Source organism: Rhodococcus sp. NPDC058505 (assembly GCF_042720095.1).
Lineage (GTDB): Bacteria > Actinomycetota > Actinomycetes > Mycobacteriales > Mycobacteriaceae > Rhodococcus_G.
In genome coordinates this window covers 1-16,938 of the sequence record NZ_JBHXNB010000003.1, presented here as the reverse complement: position 1 = coordinate 16,938, position 16,938 = coordinate 1, and the positions used below count along the sequence as shown (strand labels likewise).

18 protein-coding genes are annotated in these 16,938 nt (G+C 70.4%); 13 read left to right on the top strand and 5 right to left on the bottom strand.

What is annotated here, in order from left to right:
* Positions 1-9: 9 nt before the first annotated feature.
* The gene (gene pcrA / locus ACFWPA_RS03155; RefSeq protein ID WP_378569635.1) at positions 10-2,484 is read right to left on the bottom strand and encodes a DNA helicase PcrA; all 2,475 of its coding nucleotides are present in this window, start codon (positions 2,482-2,484) and stop codon (positions 10-12) included.
* Between the two features lie 280 nt (positions 2,485-2,764).
* Here pcrA and ACFWPA_RS03150 point away from each other — a divergent pair, with 280 nt between their 5' ends.
* Positions 2,765-3,091 carry a chorismate mutase gene (locus tag ACFWPA_RS03150; RefSeq protein WP_378505599.1) on the top strand — a complete coding sequence of 109 codons (327 nt, stop codon included), beginning with the start codon at positions 2,765-2,767 and terminating at the stop codon, positions 3,089-3,091.
* A 46-nt stretch (positions 3,092-3,137) separates the two neighbouring features.
* Positions 3,138-4,787, top strand: a complete 1,650-nt coding sequence (gene pgi / locus ACFWPA_RS03145) for a glucose-6-phosphate isomerase (protein WP_378569634.1) — start codon at positions 3,138-3,140, stop codon at positions 4,785-4,787.
* An 18-nt stretch (positions 4,788-4,805) separates the two neighbouring features.
* Here pgi and ACFWPA_RS03140 read toward each other — a convergent pair whose 3' ends face one another.
* Positions 4,806-5,627 carry an FAD:protein FMN transferase gene (locus tag ACFWPA_RS03140; protein ID WP_378569633.1) on the bottom strand — a complete coding sequence of 274 codons (822 nt, stop codon included), beginning with the start codon at positions 5,625-5,627 and terminating at the stop codon, positions 4,806-4,808.
* 123 nt (positions 5,628-5,750) lie between these two features.
* Between ACFWPA_RS03140 and ACFWPA_RS03135 the strand changes: the two genes are divergently transcribed.
* The 3 genes from ACFWPA_RS03135 (at position 5,751) to ACFWPA_RS03125 (ending at position 8,950) form a co-directional block, all read left to right on the top strand.
* Positions 5,751-7,202 (top strand): dihydrolipoyl dehydrogenase family protein, encoded by a 1,452-nt coding sequence (locus tag ACFWPA_RS03135; protein ID WP_378569632.1) that lies wholly within the window; start codon positions 5,751-5,753, stop codon positions 7,200-7,202.
* Positions 7,195-8,682, top strand: a complete 1,488-nt coding sequence (locus ACFWPA_RS03130) for a carboxylesterase/lipase family protein (RefSeq protein WP_378569631.1) — start codon at positions 7,195-7,197, stop codon at positions 8,680-8,682. The genes ACFWPA_RS03135 and ACFWPA_RS03130 overlap by 8 nt, the downstream gene beginning before the upstream one ends.
* A gap of 139 nt (positions 8,683-8,821) precedes the next feature.
* Positions 8,822-8,950, top strand: a complete 129-nt coding sequence (locus tag ACFWPA_RS03125) for a hypothetical protein (protein WP_378505583.1) — start codon at positions 8,822-8,824, stop codon at positions 8,948-8,950.
* A gap of 118 nt (positions 8,951-9,068) precedes the next feature.
* Here ACFWPA_RS03125 and ACFWPA_RS03120 read toward each other — a convergent pair whose 3' ends face one another.
* From ACFWPA_RS03120 to cobF, 3 genes are all read right to left on the bottom strand, one after another.
* A complete protein-coding gene (locus ACFWPA_RS03120; protein WP_378569630.1) occupies positions 9,069-9,629 on the bottom strand; it encodes a hypothetical protein in 561 nt (186 codons plus the stop codon).
* A 95-nt stretch (positions 9,630-9,724) separates the two neighbouring features.
* A complete protein-coding gene (locus ACFWPA_RS03115; RefSeq protein WP_378569629.1) occupies positions 9,725-10,600 on the bottom strand; it encodes an Fpg/Nei family DNA glycosylase in 876 nt (291 codons plus the stop codon).
* Positions 10,601-10,626: 26 nt separating this feature from the next.
* Positions 10,627-11,367: a precorrin-6A synthase (deacetylating) gene (gene cobF / locus ACFWPA_RS03110; protein WP_378505580.1), complete on the bottom strand. Its 741-nt coding sequence runs from the start codon at positions 11,365-11,367 to the stop codon at positions 10,627-10,629.
* A 78-nt stretch (positions 11,368-11,445) separates the two neighbouring features.
* Between cobF and ACFWPA_RS03105 the strand changes: the two genes are divergently transcribed.
* From ACFWPA_RS03105 to ACFWPA_RS03070, 8 genes are all read left to right on the top strand, one after another.
* The gene (locus ACFWPA_RS03105) at positions 11,446-12,249 is read left to right on the top strand and encodes a thymidylate synthase (RefSeq protein ID WP_378505579.1); all 804 of its coding nucleotides are present in this window, start codon (positions 11,446-11,448) and stop codon (positions 12,247-12,249) included.
* Positions 12,249-12,737, top strand: coding sequence for a dihydrofolate reductase (locus ACFWPA_RS03100; protein ID WP_378505578.1), 489 nt, complete (start codon positions 12,249-12,251; stop codon positions 12,735-12,737). Before ACFWPA_RS03105 ends, ACFWPA_RS03100 begins: the two co-directional genes overlap by 1 nt.
* Positions 12,738-12,831: 94 nt before the next feature.
* Entirely contained in the window at positions 12,832-13,158 is a 327-nt protein-coding gene (locus ACFWPA_RS03095) for a cupin domain-containing protein (protein ID WP_378505577.1), read from the top strand.
* A gap of 28 nt (positions 13,159-13,186) precedes the next feature.
* On the top strand, positions 13,187-13,825 hold the full coding sequence (locus ACFWPA_RS03090; RefSeq protein WP_378505576.1) for an alpha/beta fold hydrolase: 639 nt from the start codon (positions 13,187-13,189) through the stop codon (positions 13,823-13,825).
* A gap of 46 nt (positions 13,826-13,871) precedes the next feature.
* Positions 13,872-14,582, top strand: coding sequence for a response regulator (locus tag ACFWPA_RS03085; protein WP_378569628.1), 711 nt, complete (start codon positions 13,872-13,874; stop codon positions 14,580-14,582).
* The gene (locus tag ACFWPA_RS03080; protein WP_378505574.1) at positions 14,569-15,957 is read left to right on the top strand and encodes an ATP-binding protein; all 1,389 of its coding nucleotides are present in this window, start codon (positions 14,569-14,571) and stop codon (positions 15,955-15,957) included. The genes ACFWPA_RS03085 and ACFWPA_RS03080 overlap by 14 nt, the downstream gene beginning before the upstream one ends.
* Before the next feature lie 215 nt (positions 15,958-16,172).
* The gene (gene ectA, locus ACFWPA_RS03075) at positions 16,173-16,700 is read left to right on the top strand and encodes a diaminobutyrate acetyltransferase (RefSeq protein WP_378505573.1); all 528 of its coding nucleotides are present in this window, start codon (positions 16,173-16,175) and stop codon (positions 16,698-16,700) included.
* The coding region (locus tag ACFWPA_RS03070) for an aminotransferase class III-fold pyridoxal phosphate-dependent enzyme (RefSeq protein ID WP_378569627.1) at positions 16,697-16,938 on the top strand (242 nt) is incomplete at its 3' end. The genes ectA and ACFWPA_RS03070, both read left to right, overlap by 4 nt.

Below are 16,938 nucleotides of genomic sequence, written 5' to 3'. Positions count from 1 at the left end.
GGGCCCGGTCTACAGCTTGACCATCGGCACACCGCCGATGAGCATCAACCGCACCTTGCCGGAGGAGCCGAAGTCGACGGTGACCGTCGCGGTCGTGCCTGCACCCTTCGTCTCGAGGACGGTCCCGAGGCCGTACTTGTCATGGCTGACGCGGTCCCCGACCGCGAGCACGAGGTGGTTGTTGCGGGGTCGGGCCGCGCCGAAGCTCGGCGTCGACTCCGCCCGCTCGCGGCCACCGACACCCCCTCCGGTGCCGTAGCCGCCGCCGTACCCCTGGCCGCCGCGGAACCGGCCCCCGCCGATCGCGCCCCCAGCACCCGGTCCCGGATCTTCCCGGCGCCAGTCGAGCAGGTGCTGCGGAATCTCCTGCAGGAACCGCGATTCCGGGTTCGTGATCGGCTGCCCCCACGCCGACCGCAGCACCGCGCGCGTCACGTACAGTCGCTGGCGGGCACGCGTGATGCCGACGTAGGCCAGGCGCCGCTCCTCCGACAACTCCGCCGGGTCGCCGAGGGCACGCATGTGCGGGAACTGGCCGTCCTCCCAGCCCGTCACGAACACGACCGGGAACTCGAGCCCCTTCGCGGTGTGCAGCGTCATCAGCGTCACCACGCCGTCACCGTTGTCCGGCAGCTGATCCGAGTCCGCGACCAGCGACACCCGCTCCAGGAACGCGGCAAGCGATCCCGGATCGGGTTCGCCCTCGCCGAGGGCCGGATCGTCCTCGCCGGCCGCCGCGAGTGCGCCCTCGAGCGACTCGTCGATCTCCGTGTCCAGGCCCACCGCATTGCGGGCATCTGAGCTGAACTCCCTTGCCACACTGACGAGTTCGTTCAGATTGTCGAGTCGCGCCCCATCCTGCGGATCGCTGCTCGCCTCGAGTTCCGCGCGGTAGCGGGTCCGGTCGAGGACCGACTCCACCACGTCGCCGATGTCGATCAGCCCGGTGTCGTCGGGCTGCATCCCGTCCCGGATCTCGTCCATCATGTCGACGAACGCGGCGATCGCCTTGTGTGAGCGGGTGTTCAGCAGCGGGACGGTGCCCGCCGCTGCGTCCCGCAGCGCGGCAGCGAACCCGATGCCGCGCTGCTCGGCGTGCACCGCGACGCAGGCCTCCGCGCGGTCCCCGATGCCCCGGCGCGGGGTGTTGAGGATCCGTCGCAGGCTCACCGTGTCGTCCGGGTTCTCCAGCACCCGCAGGTAGGCGACGACGTCACGCACCTCCTTGCGCTCGTAGAACCGGACCCCGCCGACCACCTTGTAGGGCAGGCCGAGCCGGATGAACACCTCCTCCAACGCGCGCGAGGAGTTGTTGGTGCGGTAGAACACCGCGACCTCACCGAACTTCGCGTCACCAGCGTCGACGAGGCGGTCGATCTCGGACGCGACGAAGGATGCCTCGTCGTGCTCGTTGTCGGCGACGTACCCGGTGATCAGGTCGCCCTCACCGGAGTCGGTCCACAGCTTCTTGTCGCGGCGGCCGGTGTTCCGGGAGATCACCGCGTTGGCGGCGGTGAGAATATTCTGGGTGGAACGGTAGTTCTGTTCCAGCAGGATCGTGCGGGCCTGCGGATAGTCCCGCTCGAACTCCTCGATGTTGCGGATGGTGGCGCCGCGGAACGCGTAGATGGACTGGTCCGCGTCACCGACCACGCACAGCTCCGACGGCGGCACGGCGGCCGCGTCCGGCGTGCTCGCCTCCCCGACCAGCGTGCGCACCAGGACGTACTGGGCGTGGTTGGTGTCCTGGTATTCGTCGACGAGGACGTGCCGGAACCGGCGCCGGTAGTACTCGGCAACCTGCGGGTGCTGCTGCAGCAGCGCGACCGTCTCGCCGATCAGGTCATCGAAGTCGAACGCGTTCGCCGCGCGCAGCCGGGCCTGGTAGTGCCCGTACACCCGGGCCACCAGCCGCACCACCTCGTTGGGGTCCTGCGCGGCGTCGGTCTCGGCCTGCTCCGGGCCGATCAGCTCGTTCTTCAGGTTGGAGATGTGCGTGGCCAGCAGCCGCGCCGAGTACTTCTTCTGGTCGATCTCGAGGTCCTTCGAGATCATCGTCAGCAGCCGCCGCGAATCGTCCGCGTCGTAGATCGTGAAGTTCGAGTTCACCCCGGGCAGCAGCGCGGCCTGCATCCGCAGGATCCGAACGCAGGTCGAGTGGAAGGTCGCCACCCACATGCTGGTCGCGCGCGGGCCGACGAGCTGCGCGACCCGTTCCCGCATCTCCGCTGCTGCCTTGTTGGTGAACGTGATGGCCAGGATCTGGCCGGGGGTGACGCCGCGTTCCGCCAGCAGGTAGGCGATGCGGCGGGTCAGGACCGCAGTCTTGCCCGATCCTGCACCGGCAACGATCAGCAGTGGCGACCCCGTGTGCACGACCGCGTCCCGCTGCGGCGGGTTCAACCCATCGAGGAGATCCGCGGTCGAGGTACGGAGGCCGGCCTGGGCTGCGCCGGAGAATGATGCGGCGGAGAATGTGTTCATCGCCTGTCCACGCTACCGCCGCACACCGACAGCAGGCCCCGGCACCACCCACGCGGCGGCGGGTGCCGCCGGGCATGGCAAAATGAGGGCATGCTCAGCGCCGACAATCGCCTGCAGTGGCGATTTTTCTACGGGTACCGGACTCCGGTGCCCGTGGCCTGACCAATCCACGAGCCCCGCGGTCCGCAACCGGATCCGGGGCCCTTTTCGTGAGACGGCCTGGATCGGGTAACGACCCGCGGGACCGACAACGATCCAGTGTGTGACACGAGGAGTAGACATGGGCGCCCCCATCTCATCGCACGACGACGCCGCCAAGAACGACCCGGCGACCGGCACCGACGACATCGCGATCCCGACCAGTGAGGCCGAGATCGACGAGCTGCGCAAGGAGATCGACCGGCTCGACGCGGAGATCCTCGCCGCGATCAAGCGGCGGACCGAGGTCTCCCGCATCATCGGCCGCACCCGGATGGCCTCCGGCGGTCCCCGCCTCGTGCACAGCCGCGAGATGAAGGTGCTCGAGCGGTTCGGCGAGCTCGGCCAGGAGGGTCACACCCTGGCCATGCTGCTGTTGCGCCTCGGCCGTGGGCGTCTCGGGCGCTGACAGCGCACACCAGCGTTCGCCGACCGCGGCCGATAGGGTCGAAATCATGAGCCTCGACATCACCACCACCCCCGCCTGGCAGACGCTGCGCACGCACCACGAGTCGGTCGCCGACCGACAGCTGCGTGAGCTGTTCGCCGAGGATCCGGGCCGGGGCACCGAGCTCACCGTCACCGCCGGTGACCTGTACATCGACTACAGCAAGCATCGGGTGGAGCGGGAGACGCTGCGCCTGCTGGTTGAGGTGGCGCGCGCGGCAGGCGTCGAGGAGCGGCGCGACGCGATGCTGCGCGGCGAGCACGTCAACACCTCCGAGGACCGCGCCGTCCTGCATACCGCGTTGCGACTGCCGCGCGACGCGCGGCTGATCGTGGACGGCCAGGACGTGGTGGCGGACGTGCACGAGGTCCTCGACCGGATGGGCGGGTTCACCGACCGGCTCCGCTCCGGCGAGTGGCGCGGCGCCACCGGCGAGCGGATCACCACGGTCGTCAACCTCGGCATCGGCGGCTCCGACCTGGGTCCGGTGATGGCGTTCCGGGCGCTGCGCCACTACGTCGACTCCGGCGTCACCGCACGGTTCGTCTCCAACATCGACCCCGCCGACCTGGTCGGCAAGCTGGCAGGCCTGGACCCGGCGACGACGCTGTTCATCGTGGCCTCGAAGACGTTCTCCACACTGGAAACGCTCACCAACGCGACGGCCGCCCGCCGCTGGCTGGTGGCGGCGCTCGGCGAGGAGGCGGTGCCGAAGCATTTCGTCGCGGTCTCGACGAACGCCGATCGGGTCGCCGAGTTCGGCATCGACCCGGCCAACATGTTCGGGTTCTGGGACTGGGTGGGGGGCCGCTACTCGGTGGACTCGGCGGTCGGGTTGTCGCTGATGTGCGTGATCGGCCGGGACGCCTTCGGCGAGTTTCTGTCCGGATTCCACCTGATCGACCGGCACTTTGCCGAGCAGCCACTCGAGTCGAACGCCCCGGTCCTGCTCGGCATGATCGGCGTCTGGTACTCGAGCTTCTTCGGCGCGGATTCGCGTGCGGTGCTGCCGTATTCGAACGACCTCGGCCGCTTCGCTGCCTACCTCCAGCAGCTGACGATGGAGTCGAACGGCAAGTCGGTGCGGGCCGACGGGTCCCCGGTGTCGACGCCGACCGGGGAGATCTTCTGGGGCGAACCGGGCACCAACGGCCAGCACGCCTTCTACCAACTGCTGCACCAGGGCACCCGGCTTGCGCCCGCCGACTTCATCGGATTCGCCGAACCCACCGACGATCTCGCCACCATCGACGGCGTCGGGTCGATGCACGACGTGCTGATGAGCAACCTGTTCGCCCAGACGAAGGTCCTCGCGTTCGGCCGGACCGCCGAGGAGATCGCTGCGGAGGGAACCGACCCGGAACTGGTGCCGCACAAGGTGATGCCGGGCAACCGGCCGTCGACGACGATCCTCGCGCCGAGGATCACGCCGTCCGTGCTCGGCCAGCTGATCGCGCTGTACGAGCATCAGGTGTTCGTGGAGGGTGTGGTGTTCGGGATCGATTCGTTCGACCAGTGGGGCGTCGAACTCGGCAAGGTACAGGCACTCGAACTTGAGCCGGTCCTCACCGCAGCGGACGCCCCGCAGCCGCAGTCCGACTCGTCGACCGACACGCTGGTGCGCTGGTACCGCGGCAGGCGCGGGCGCGCGGTCTGAGCGCCGTCGGGTCGCCCGTCACGCGACGTGCCCATGCGGCGGCAGGTGCAGCCAGGCGTCGGTGGTCCGCACGCTGCCGTGCCGGTAGGCGACCCGCGCGGCCAGATCGTTCTCGCTGAGCCAGCGCAGCGCCGCGACACCCCGACCGACCGCCGCCATCGCCGCCGCGTAGGCCCACAGTCCGTCATCCGCGATCACGGTGACGCAGTCGACTCCCGGGTCCGGCCCGTCGGACGAGACGGCGGGCGCCCTGGCCGACGCCATCGCGGAGCCCGCCCGCACCTCGACACGGTCCGCACCCCCGGCCCGCCGGGCGACGCCGGTCTCGACCTGCCACCCGCCGATCGGGCAGTGCCCCCAGGTCGCGACGACATCGTCGACCCGCACCAGCACCCCGCACTCGAGATCGTCGGCGGCGCGGCGGGCCACCCGATGCGCGGTCCCGGCCTTCGCGGTCGCGGTGAGGTCGAGGAACGTGCCGAACGGCGCGAAGACGGTGTCGCCGTCGACCCGCACGTCGTGGAAGCACGGGGCGATCGGGACCGTGCCGATCGGATCTCGGGTCTCGATCGACACCGGTGTCACCGCACCGCCCGTCATCCGGGCCGCCCACAACGCAGCACGAATCAGACCGCCGAGTTCGGTGCTGACCCGGACGGGGGTGCCCTGCGCCTGGTTGAGGCGGTGGATCTCCGCATCTCCGCTTCCGAGGTCGCAGACGGCCTTCACCTGCGCCATCGCGGCCTCCGTCAGCGCAGCCGCATCGGCGAGGGCCGCCCACTCGGTGACCCGCACCTCGACTTCGCTCCCCCACATCTTCCACACCGAACTCGGGGCCATCACACTGCACTCCACGACGATTCGACAACGCCACCCGCGGCCGGACGGGTGTTGAACCTCCAGTATGCGCCCCGTTCCTGTGGATGAACTGAAGGAATTCCGTGGGCCCTCTACGGTGGTCCCATGCCGCAAGCAGCAGCGAACGAGTACGACGTCGTCGTCATCGGCGGCGGCCCGGCCGGCGAGATCGCCGCACAGTATGCCGTCGCGGGTTCCGACCGGACCGCCGTGATCGTCGAGCACGAACTGCTCGGCGGCGAGTGCTCGTACTGGGCTTGCATGCCCAGCAAGGCGTTGCTCCGCCCCGGGTCCGTCCGCGGTTCCGCGCGAGCGATGCCCGGGGTGCGGGAACCGCTGGGAGACAGCGCACTCGACGTCCCGGCGGTGTTGGCGCGACGGGACACCTTCACCTCCCAGCACGATGACGCCGGGCAGGTCTGCTGGGCGGCCGGGGTCGGCGTCGACGTGATCCGCGGGGCGGGCCGGGTAACCGGGGAACGCACCGTCGAGGTCACCGGGGCGGACGGGGCCCGGACCGTGCTGGCCCGCTGCGCCGTCGTCCTCGCCACCGGATCGACCGCGACCATCCCCGCCACCCCGGGACTGCGGGAGGCGCTGCCGTGGACGTCCCGCGACGCAACCAACCTGGTCGACGTCCCGGAGCGGATCGCGATCGTCGGCGGCGGCGTCGTCGCCTGCGAGGCCGCGACCTGGCTGCTCGACCTCGGCGCCAGCGAGGTGACGCTCCTGGTCCGCGGGCCCGGTCTGCTGACGACGGCGGAACCGTTCGCCCGGGACGCCGTTGCTGCCGCACTCCGGTCCCGCGGGGTGACGGTCCGGACGGGCACCGAGGTGGCATCGGTGCACCGGAACGCACCACGCGCCACCGGCATCGGCCGGATCCACGGCGGACCGGTGACCCTCACCCTCCGCGACGGCACCGACCTGCAGGTGGACGAGGTGCTCGTCGCGGCCGGACGCAGGCCTGCCACCGGTGACCTCGGCCTGTCCACGCTCGGGATCGACACCCTCCGCACCGACGACCACCTCACCGTCGTCGGGGTACCCGGTGAGTGGCTGTACGCGGTCGGCGACGCCGCCGGGCGCACACCCCTGACCCACATGGGCAAGTACCACGGCCGGGTCTGCGGCGACGTGATCGCCGCCCGCGCCGAGTCCCGGCCGATCGACGGGTCCCGGCACGCGGCGACCTCCGACCGGGCCGCCGTCCCGCAGGTGGTGTTCACCACCCCGGAGGTCGCCTCGGTCGGCCGGACCGAGCAGGACGCCCGCACTGCGGGCTTCGATGTGGAGACGGTCGACCTCGACATCGCCGTCGCCGGATCGTCCCTGACCCGAGACGACTTCGCCGGGCACGCGAAGCTCGTCATCGACCGCGCATCCGACACCCTGCTCGGGGCGACGTTCGTGGGCACCGAGGTCGCCGAACTGCTGCACGCCGCCACCGTCGCGGTCGTCGGATCGGTGCCCCTGGACACCCTGTGGCACGCGGTTCCCGCCTACCCGACGGTCGCCGAGGTGTGGCTGCGACTGCTGGAGGCACGCCGTGGCTGATCCCCTGGTCGTCACCACCGCCGACGGGCCGGTGCAGGGCCGTGAACAGCACGGGTTGCGGTCGTGGCGCGGGATCCCATACGCGACCCCACCGGTCGGCGACCTGCGCCTGCGGTCTCCCCAGCCGCTCACCCCATGGACGGCGGTGCGGGACGCCATCGAATTCGGTTGCGCGCCCCCGCAGTCGGGGCGGATGGCCGGGCCGGGTCGGACCGGCGAGGACTGCCTGACCCTGAACGTTCTCACCCCAGCGACCCCGAGCATCGAACCCCGGCCGGTGCTGGTGTTCATCCACGGCGGCGCATACAGCGGCGGAGCGGCGTCCACCCCGCTGTACCGCGGTGACGCACTCGTCCGCCGCGGCGACATCGTGTACGTCTCGATCGGCTACCGACTCGGCGCACTCGGCTATCTCGACTTCACCGCCCTCTCCTCACCCCGGCGGCGATTCGACTCCAATCTCGGCCTGCGTGATCAGATCGCGGCGCTGCAGTGGGTGCAACGCAACATCGCCGCGTTCGGTGGCGACCCCGAGAACGTCACGGTGTTCGGGGAGTCATCCGGAGCCAACGCCGTCACCACCCTGATGTGCACGCCAGCCGCGGCCGGCCTATTCCGGCAGGCGATCGCCGAAAGCCCGCCCGCCGCATCCGCGTACGGCCGTGACCGCGCCACGGCGTGGTCGGCGGAGTTTCTCGAGCTGCTCGGCGCGGACGGCGACCCGGTCCGGGCCCTCACCTCGGCCACTCCCGAGGCGATGGTCCGTGCAGGCGACGCCCTCGTCGCGCGCGGCGCCGACGAGGCGCCGGGGACCCGCGCGTTCGCGCCGGTCGTGGACGGGGACCTGCTGCCCCGGCATCCGCTCGACGCGTTCGCCGCCGGTCATGCGCATCCGGTGCCGCTGATCGTCGGCACGAACGCCAACGAGGGCACAATGTTCCCGCGCTTCCTCGACATCATCCCCACCGACCCGGTGCGGATCGAGAAGATGTTCGCCGAGACGCAGCCGCGGGTGAGGTCACGCATCCTCACCGCCTACCCCCGCTACCCCGGGCGGCGCGCCGCGGTGCAACTCGGCGGCGACGTCACCTTCTGGGAGCCGTCGATCCTCGTCGCGCAGGGACACACCGCAGCGGCACCGACCTACTCCTACCGATATGACTTCGCACCGAACCTGCTGCGCTGGACCGGGTTCGGCGCAACGCACGCCACCGAACTGCTCGCCGTGTTCGGAGCGGTCGACCACCCGCTCGGGAAGGCCGCGTCCGCGCTCGGCGGGAGGGACGGCCTGCGCATGGTCACCAACATCATGCAAACGCACTGGCTGCACTTCGCCAGGTACGGCAGGCCACGGGACACCTGGCCGCGGTACAGCATCGAGAACCGGGAAACACTGATCGTCGATGCCCCCGCCCGCATCGAGCACGACCCGGACGGGGACAAGCGCCGGGCATGGTTGGACTACCGGCACCGCCGGTGAGGTTGCGCGTCAAGATCCGCGGCGGCCACCGTCAAGGTCGCGTCAACGGCATTGCGATACGCCGCTGCCGCGCCGGATGCTCATTCCCGGGACGTCCCCGTCCCGTCCATGTTCGATGCACTGACACAGGAGAGCACTGATGGGTTCCGCCGAGATCATTCCGTTCCTCGACTTCGCCGCCGACTTCACCGGCGCGGCGAGCGACCTGCTTGGCGCGGTGAGCTTCTTCACCGGTTCCGCCGGGGCGGCCGAGGAACTCGCCGGGTAGCGGACCCGACACCGCCGCACCAATGATTCGAGTGGGGCCCCGACCGGGACCCCACTCGAATCATGTGCGCCGGAGACCGTGGAATCGCCACGATCTCGGGTGGGTTTGTTCGCGAGTGCTATTCCCCCGCACCGTTGTTCGGGTTGGTGCAGATGGTGCCCTCGCACGGCACCGCCTCCCCGTCGCCATTCGGGTTCTCCATCACCGCGCCGCCGTTCTCCTGCGGGTCCGTGCCTGCGCCGTGATCCGGGTTGGTGCAGATGGTCCCCTCACACGGCACGTAGTTGCCGCTGCCATCCGGGTTCGGGATCGCATTCGGCCCCACGAAACTCCCGGCCGGGCAGCCCGGATCCTCGTTCTGCGCACAGTATTCCGCGGTCAGGTTATTGCCGGTCGAGCCGTCCGCCCCGACCGGGCCCGCCGCCGGGGTGGTGACCGGGGCTGGTGGAACCGCCCCGTGGTGCGGCACCTCGGATGCCGGGACCGGCACCCCGGCAGGGGCCTGTGCAGGCGCGGACGCCGGTGTCGTCGTGGTGGTCGTCGCTGCGGCCGTCGTGGTGGTGGTTGTTGTTGGTGTCGGCGTGGTGGTGGTTGTCGGCGTCGAGTCGTCGCTGCCGCAGCCCGCGGTGAACAGTGCCGCGCTCACGGCGATGATGCCGATCATGGTCCGTCCGAACAAGAGTGCACCTCCCGAGTTGCCACCCTGCCCGGTGCAGGGCCGACCCGAACGGTAGCCCGGCCTCCCCCGAAATCGGGGGAACCGGACCGTTCGGGTCACTTCAGCAGTTTCGACATCCGCCGGTCCGCGAGGACCTTACCGCCGGTCTGGCAGGTCGGGCAGTACTGGAAGGACCGGTCCGCGAACGAGACCTCGCGCACCGTGTCCCCGCAGACTGGGCAGGGCAGCCCGGTGCGGGCGTGCACCCGCATCCCGGAACGCTTCTCCCCTTTGAGCCGAGCCGCGTCCTGGCCGACCGACCGGGTGACGGCGTCGCCGAGCACCGAGCGCATCACCGCGTGCAGCGTGGAAACCTGCTCCGGCGACAACTTGTTCGCCGTCGCAAACGGCGAGAGCCGCGCCTCGTGCAAGATTTCGTCGGAGTAGGCGTTGCCGATCCCGGCAAGCAACGACTGGTCGGTGAGCGTGTTCTTGATCCGCGCCGCCGACCTCGACAACAGGTCCGCGAGCGCGGAATCGGTGACGTCGAGCGCGTCCGGGCCGAGCCTCGCGACGCCGGGCACCTCGGCGGGGGTGCGCACCAACCAGACCGCAAGCCGCTTCTGGGTTCCGGCCTCGGTGAGGTCGATCGCGGGGGTGGTGCCGTCCGGTGCGAACAGGTGCAGTCGCAACGCCAGCGGACCCTTCCCCGGTTTCGGCGGCGTCTGGCCGGGGTTGTCCTGCCAGCGCAGCCAGCCTGCCCGGGAGAGATGCGTGATCAGCCACAGCCCGTCCTCCGCGCCGCAGCGCAGGCCGAGGTGCTTGCCGAACCTGGCGGCGCCGCTGATGTCGCGGCCCTGCAGGTCGCCGATCGGCGGGTCGAATGTCTTCAGCACACTCAGCGCGGCCACGTCGACCCGTCCGATCACCGCGCCGACCGCGTGGTCGCGCAGGAACTGGGCCAGGGCTTCCACCTCGGGCAGTTCGGGCATGCCCCCAGCCTAGGGGCGTCCCGGTGTCAGCGCCTGCGGACCAGGTAGGTGTCCATGATCCAGCCCTTGCGCTCCCGCAGCTCGGCCCGCACCCGGACGATCTCCTGCGACACCTCGCGCAGGTCCCCGGCGATCAGCGTCTCGTCGGGGGTGCCGAGGTAGGCGCCCCACCAGATGTCCCAGTCCCCGCCGAGGGTGGTGAAGCTGTTCTCCGCGTCGAGCATCACCACCGCGTCCCGGACGCCGTCGGGCAAACCCTCCCGCAGCCGCCGTCCGGTGGTGGTCAGCACCGGTTCCCCGATCCGGTTGAGCACGATGCGGTGCTGCGCGGCCAGCGACGACACGCTCGTCACGCCGGGGATCACCGTGTAGGCGAAGTCGACGACGCCGCGGCCGAGCACCCGCTCGACGATCCGCAGCGTGCTGTCGTACAGCGACGGGTCCCCCCACACCAGGATCGCGCCGACCCCGTCCACCGCCGCGAAGGCCTCCTCGAAGATCGCGGCGCGGCGGTCGTGCCAGTCGTCGACGACGCCCTCGTAGTTGCTCGGGGTCCGATCGCGGGGCGGGTCGACGATGTCGACGATCCGGTAGTCGCCACGCATGTGCTCGTCGAGCAGGCCGGTGCGCAGGTCGACGAGGTCCTGCTTCTCCTCGCCCTTGCCGATGACGAAGAACACCTCGGCCCGGTTCATGGCCTTGACTGCCTGGATCGTCACCTGGTCGGGGTCACCGGCGCCGACGCCGATCACGAGGAGTTCACGCATAGGCGCAGGCTAGCGCCCGTGAGTCCTTCCGGTCCTTCACGGGGCCGGAAGGACTCACGGGCGGCGGAGCCGCCTAGAATGGCCGCCGTGCACACCCCGTACGAAGACCTGCTCCGGCTCGTCATGGACACCGGGACCCCGAAGGCGGACCGGACGGGCACCGGGACCCGCAGCGTGTTCGGTCACCAGATGCGCTTCGACCTGCGCGAGGGCTTCCCGCTGGTCACCACCAAGAAGGTGCACCTCAAGTCGATCGTGTACGAGCTGCTGTGGTTCCTGCGCGGCGACTCCAACGTCGGCTGGCTGCGCGAGCACGGCGTCACGATCTGGGACGAGTGGGCGGACGCCGACGGTGAGCTCGGCCCGGTGTACGGCGTGCAGTGGCGGTCCTGGCCGACCCCGGACGGCGAGCACATCGACCAGATCACCAAGGTCATCGAGACCCTGCGAACGAACCCGGATTCGCGGCGGATGATCGTCTCGGCGTGGAACGTCGCCGACCTGGACGCGATGGCGCTGCAGCCGTGCCACGCGTTCTTCCAGTTCTACGTCGCGGAGGGGAAGCTCAGCTGCCAGCTGTACCAGCGCAGCGCGGACCTGTTCCTCGGGGTGCCGTTCAACATCGCCAGCTACGCGCTGCTCACCCACATGGTCGCGCAGCAGACCGGTCTTGAGGTCGGCGAGTTCATCTGGACCGGCGGCGACTGCCACATCTACGACAACCATCTCGACCAGGTCACCGAGCAGTTGTCGCGCGACCCGTACCCGTACCCGACGCTGGCGCTGCACAAGCGGGACTCGATCTTCGACTACACCTTCGACGACGTGCAGATCACCGGCTACCGGCACCACCCCGCCATCAAGGCACCGGTGGCGGTGTGATGCTCGGCGCGATCTGGGCGCAGGCCCGCGGCGGCGTGATCGGCAGGGGCAACACCATCCCGTGGCGGATCCCCGAGGACATGGCCGCCTTCAAGGCGGTCACCAGCGGACACCCGGTGATCATGGGCAGGCGGACCTGGGACTCGCTGCCGCCGCGGTTCCGGCCGCTGGTCGATCGCCGGAACATCGTCGTCACCCGGGACCGGGACTGGTCCGCGGACGGCGCCGAGGTCGTGCACTCCGTCGACGACGCGATCACCCTGGCCGCCGACAACCACGAGGCGTGGGTCATCGGCGGCGGCGAGATCTACGCCGCCGCGCTCGGCCGGGCCGATCGGCTGGTCGTCACCGAGGTCGACCTCGACGTGGACGGCGACGCGTACGCCCCCGCGCTCGGCCCCGAGTGGGTCGCGTTGAGCACCGGCGACTGGCAGGAGTCGAGCCGCGACGGCACCCGATTCCGCTTCGTCACCTACGCCCGAGCCTGAGCGTCCCGGCGAGTTCTCCGCCGCCCGGCGCAGGGTGGGCCATACTGCAGGGGCAGGACCTCCCAGTCGGTCTTTCCCAGCGAGAGGCAGCCCCATGGACAAGAAGTCGCTGACCGCCGTTGCGCGGCAACAACTCAAGCTCGCCAACGCCGCGTCCAGTGGACGGAGTTCGCAGACGATCTACGGCGGCCATCAGCGCAGCCTGCGGCAGACCGTCGTCGCGCTGACCGCCGGGCAGGAGCTCGCCGAGCACGACTCCCCCGGCGAGGCAACGCTCCTGGTGCTCAGCGGCACCCTCACCCTGATCGCGGGCGACGACTCCTGGAAGGGATCGACCGGCGACCTGCTGGTGATCCCCGCCGTCCGGCACCGCGTCGAGGCGGTCGAGGACGTTGCCTTCCTGCTGACCGTCGCGAAGTAGCCACCCGCAACGGCCGGAGGTTGTCCGGATGAGCGAGTTGTTCGAACGCGACGGGGTCGTCGGCGACCTGCACCGACCCGCGGGCGATCCGGTGGCGGCGCTGCTGCTGACGCACGGAGCGGGGGGCGACCGCACCGCGCGACTGCTGCAGCGTGCGGCCGCCGACTTCGCCGCAGCGGGCGTGCTGGTGTTGCGCTACGACCTGCCGTTTCGGCAGCGGCGACCGAAGGGACCCCCGAGCCCGTCCACCGCGGGCCAGGACCGGGACGGCATCGCGGCCGCGGCGGACGCGATCCGCGAGTCGGTCACCGCGCCGGTCGTGCTCGGCGGCCATTCGTACGGCGGACGGCAGGCGTCGATGATCGCCGCCGAGCGGCCGGGGATCTGCGACGGACTGCTGCTGTTCTCGTACCCCCTGCACCCGCCGGGCAAACCGGAGAAGGCCCGCACCGCGCACCTGCCGGATCTGCGCTGCCCCGCCGTCTTCGTGCACGGCACCCGCGACCCGTTCGGCACTCCGGACGAGATGCGCGCGGCGATGGACCTGATCGCCGCGCCGCACACCCTGGTCCTCGTCGACGGGAGGGGGCACGATCTCGCGCCAGACCGGAGCCCGGCGGTACCGCTCGCGGTGGAGGCCGCGACCAGCGCATTCGGGTGGGGGTGAGCCCTCCGCGCCGGGGCGGCGTCACCGCGTTTGCCAGTATGGAGTGATGGGTGCCAATCTGCTGATCGTCGAGGACGACGACCGTGTCCGGGCCGCGCTGCGGCTGGCGCTCGAGGACGAGGGGTACGACGTCGACGAGGCGCCGGACGCGGAAACCGCGCTGGACCACCTCCGACGCAGCGGTCCCCCGGACGTGATGATCGTCGACCTGATGCTCGGCGAGATGGACGGCTTCACATGCATCCGCCTGGTCCGGCAGGGCCACGACGTGCCGATCATCGTCGTCAGCGCGCGGGATGACACCCACGACGTGGTCGCCGCGCTGGAGGCGGGCGCCGACGACTACGTGACGAAGCCGTTCGAGATCAAGGAGATCACCGCCCGGATGCGGGCCCTGCGCCGTCGCGCCGGTGCGACCGGCGAACCGAGCACGCCCGCCGACATCATCCTCGACCCGGACCCGCGGGCCCCGCTGGTGCTCTCCCCCGGCGGCGGCGTCGTCCGGCGCGGCGACGAGCAGGTGCACCTCACCCTGACCGAGTTCCGGCTGCTGTGCGAGCTGGCCCAGTCGCCGGGGCTGGTCCTGAGCCGCGCCATCCTCCTCGAGCGGGTGTGGGATCGCGGCTTCTTCGGCGACGAACGGATCGTCGACGTGCACGTGCGCCGGCTGCGGACCAAGATCGAGCACGACTCGTCGGCGCCGCGCATCGTCGTCACCGTCCGCGGACTCGGCTACCGGTTCGATGCCCCGCGGTAGGTTCCGCCTGCGTGGGCTGGGTCTGCGCAACCGGGTCATTCTGTCGTTCGCGGTCGGGGCGGCGCTGGTGTCGTTGGTGCTGTCGTTGGCCGTGTTCACCACCAGCCGCGAGTACATGGTGGGACAGCGGGAGCGGTCGGCGCAGCGCCAGACCGCCACCCACGCCGACTTCGTCCGCAGCGTGCTGTACGCGTCGGATGCCCCCGCCGAGGATGTGTTGCGCGCGGTCGATCTGCCCGCGGGCACCGTGCTGTTGCTGGACCGGCAGGCGCGGTGGTCCACCTCCGACCCGGGCATCGCACCGACCCTGCTGCCCGACGAGCTGCGGGCGTCGTCGGCGGACGAGGGCAGCGCGACCATGCACGCCACCATTGCGGGCAGGCCCTACATCGGCGTGCGGTTGGTCCTCAACGATGCGGGCGACATCCTGTACGAGTTGGCGCCGCTCGACGAACTGCACTCGACGCTGCGGATTCTGCGCATCGTCCTGATCTCCTGCGCGATGCTGACCACCGCCGCCGGCGCCGCGGTCGGGTTCTGGGCGAGTCGGCGGGTCCTGAAGCCGCTGCACGAACTCGCGGGGACGGCCGCCCAGATCTCGGGCGGCGATCTCACCACCCGGCTGACCCTCACCCGGGATCGGGACCTGGACACGATCACGACCTCCTTCAACACGATGGTGGACTCGCTGCACCAGCGGATCGAGCGCGAGCGCCGGTTCTTCGGCGACGTCAGTCACGAACTGCGCACGCCGTTGACCACGCTGATCACCAGCGTCGCCGTGCTCGATCGGCAGCGAAGGGAGATGCCGGAGCGGTCCGGTCGGGCGCTGGACCTGATCACCGCCGAACTCGACCACCTGCGACGGCTGCTCGACGACCTGCTGGCGTTGGCGCGGTCCGAGGCGGGGTTGCACCAGGACGAGCTGGAGCCGATGTCGGTGGCGGACCTGCTCACCCACACCATGGTCCGCTCGCGTCGGTCCCCGCAGCTGGTGACGATCGAGTCGGACGGCCGGGTCGAGGGGCGCAAGCTGGCGCTGGAGCGGGCGCTGGCGAATCTGATGGACAACGCCGACCGGCACGGCGGCGGCCTGGTCGGCATCACGATCCGGGTGCGCGGGCCGGTGGTCCTGATCGACGTGGACGACCGCGGCCCCGGCGTCCGGGCCGCCGATCGGAATCGGATCTTTGAACGCTTCGCGACCGCCCATCCGGGGCGGCGCTCGGCGACCGGGTCGGGAACGGGGCTGGGTCTGGCGCTGGTCGCCGAGACCGTTGCCGCGCACGGAGGGACGGTGACCTGCGGGGATCGCCCCGGCGGCGGGGCCAGATTCACCATCACGCTTCCGTGTCTCCCCGAATCGGATCCGTAACACGATCGCAAAACAGGCGACCGGATCACCTCAACATCGTTCGCGCACGCTGGAGTGCGAAGCCGTCACCTGACAGCGCGGCCGAGCCGCGCCCGACACTGCGGCCGGGCTGCGCTCCTGTCATCAGCGGCCTAGCCGCTCGTGTCATCAGCGGCGAAGACGCTCCCCGTCCCCCGTGTGTCAGCGCGGCGACGGGCCAAGCCGAACGGAGGCCCATGCCCGACCTTCTCGACCCTCCCGCGCACGAAGGAACGACGGTGCTGCGCAGGCCGCGCCTGTCCGACTCCATCCGGATGCAGCAGATCGCGAAGGATTCGCGGGTGCTCGACGTGAACTCGGCGTACGCCTACCTGTTGTGGTGCCGCGACTTCCCGAACACGTCCGCCGTCGCCGAGATCGACGGGCGGGTGGCGGGGTACGTCACCGGCTATGTGCGTCCCGAATCCCCGGACACCCTGTTCATCTGGCAGGTCGCGGTCGACGAGGCCGCCCGCGGGCGGGGTGTCGGTGTCGCGATGCTGGACCGAATCCTCGACTGGACAAGAGGATTCGGTGTCCGGTTCCTCGAAACCACCATCACGGCGGACAATCCCTCGTCGATTGCGATGTTCACCGCACTCGCCAGGCGGCGCGACACCGGCATCTATGCCCGCCCCCTGTTCGCGGCCGACCACTTCCCCGAGGGGCACGCCGCAGAAGACCTGTACACCATAGGACCGATCCACGGAGGCGGACGCCGATGACCACAGTTCTCTCGCCCGACACGACGATCTTCGACCAACGCGAATCCGAGGTTCGCAGCTATAGCCGGTCCTGGCCGACCGTGTTCACCCGGGCCAGGGGCACCTGGATCCAGGACGAGACCGGCCGCGACTACGTCGACTTTTTCGCAGGCGCAGGCGCACTCAACTACGGACACAACAACCCCGTCCTCAAACGCGCCCTCATCGACTACCTCGAATCCGACGGCATCACCCACGG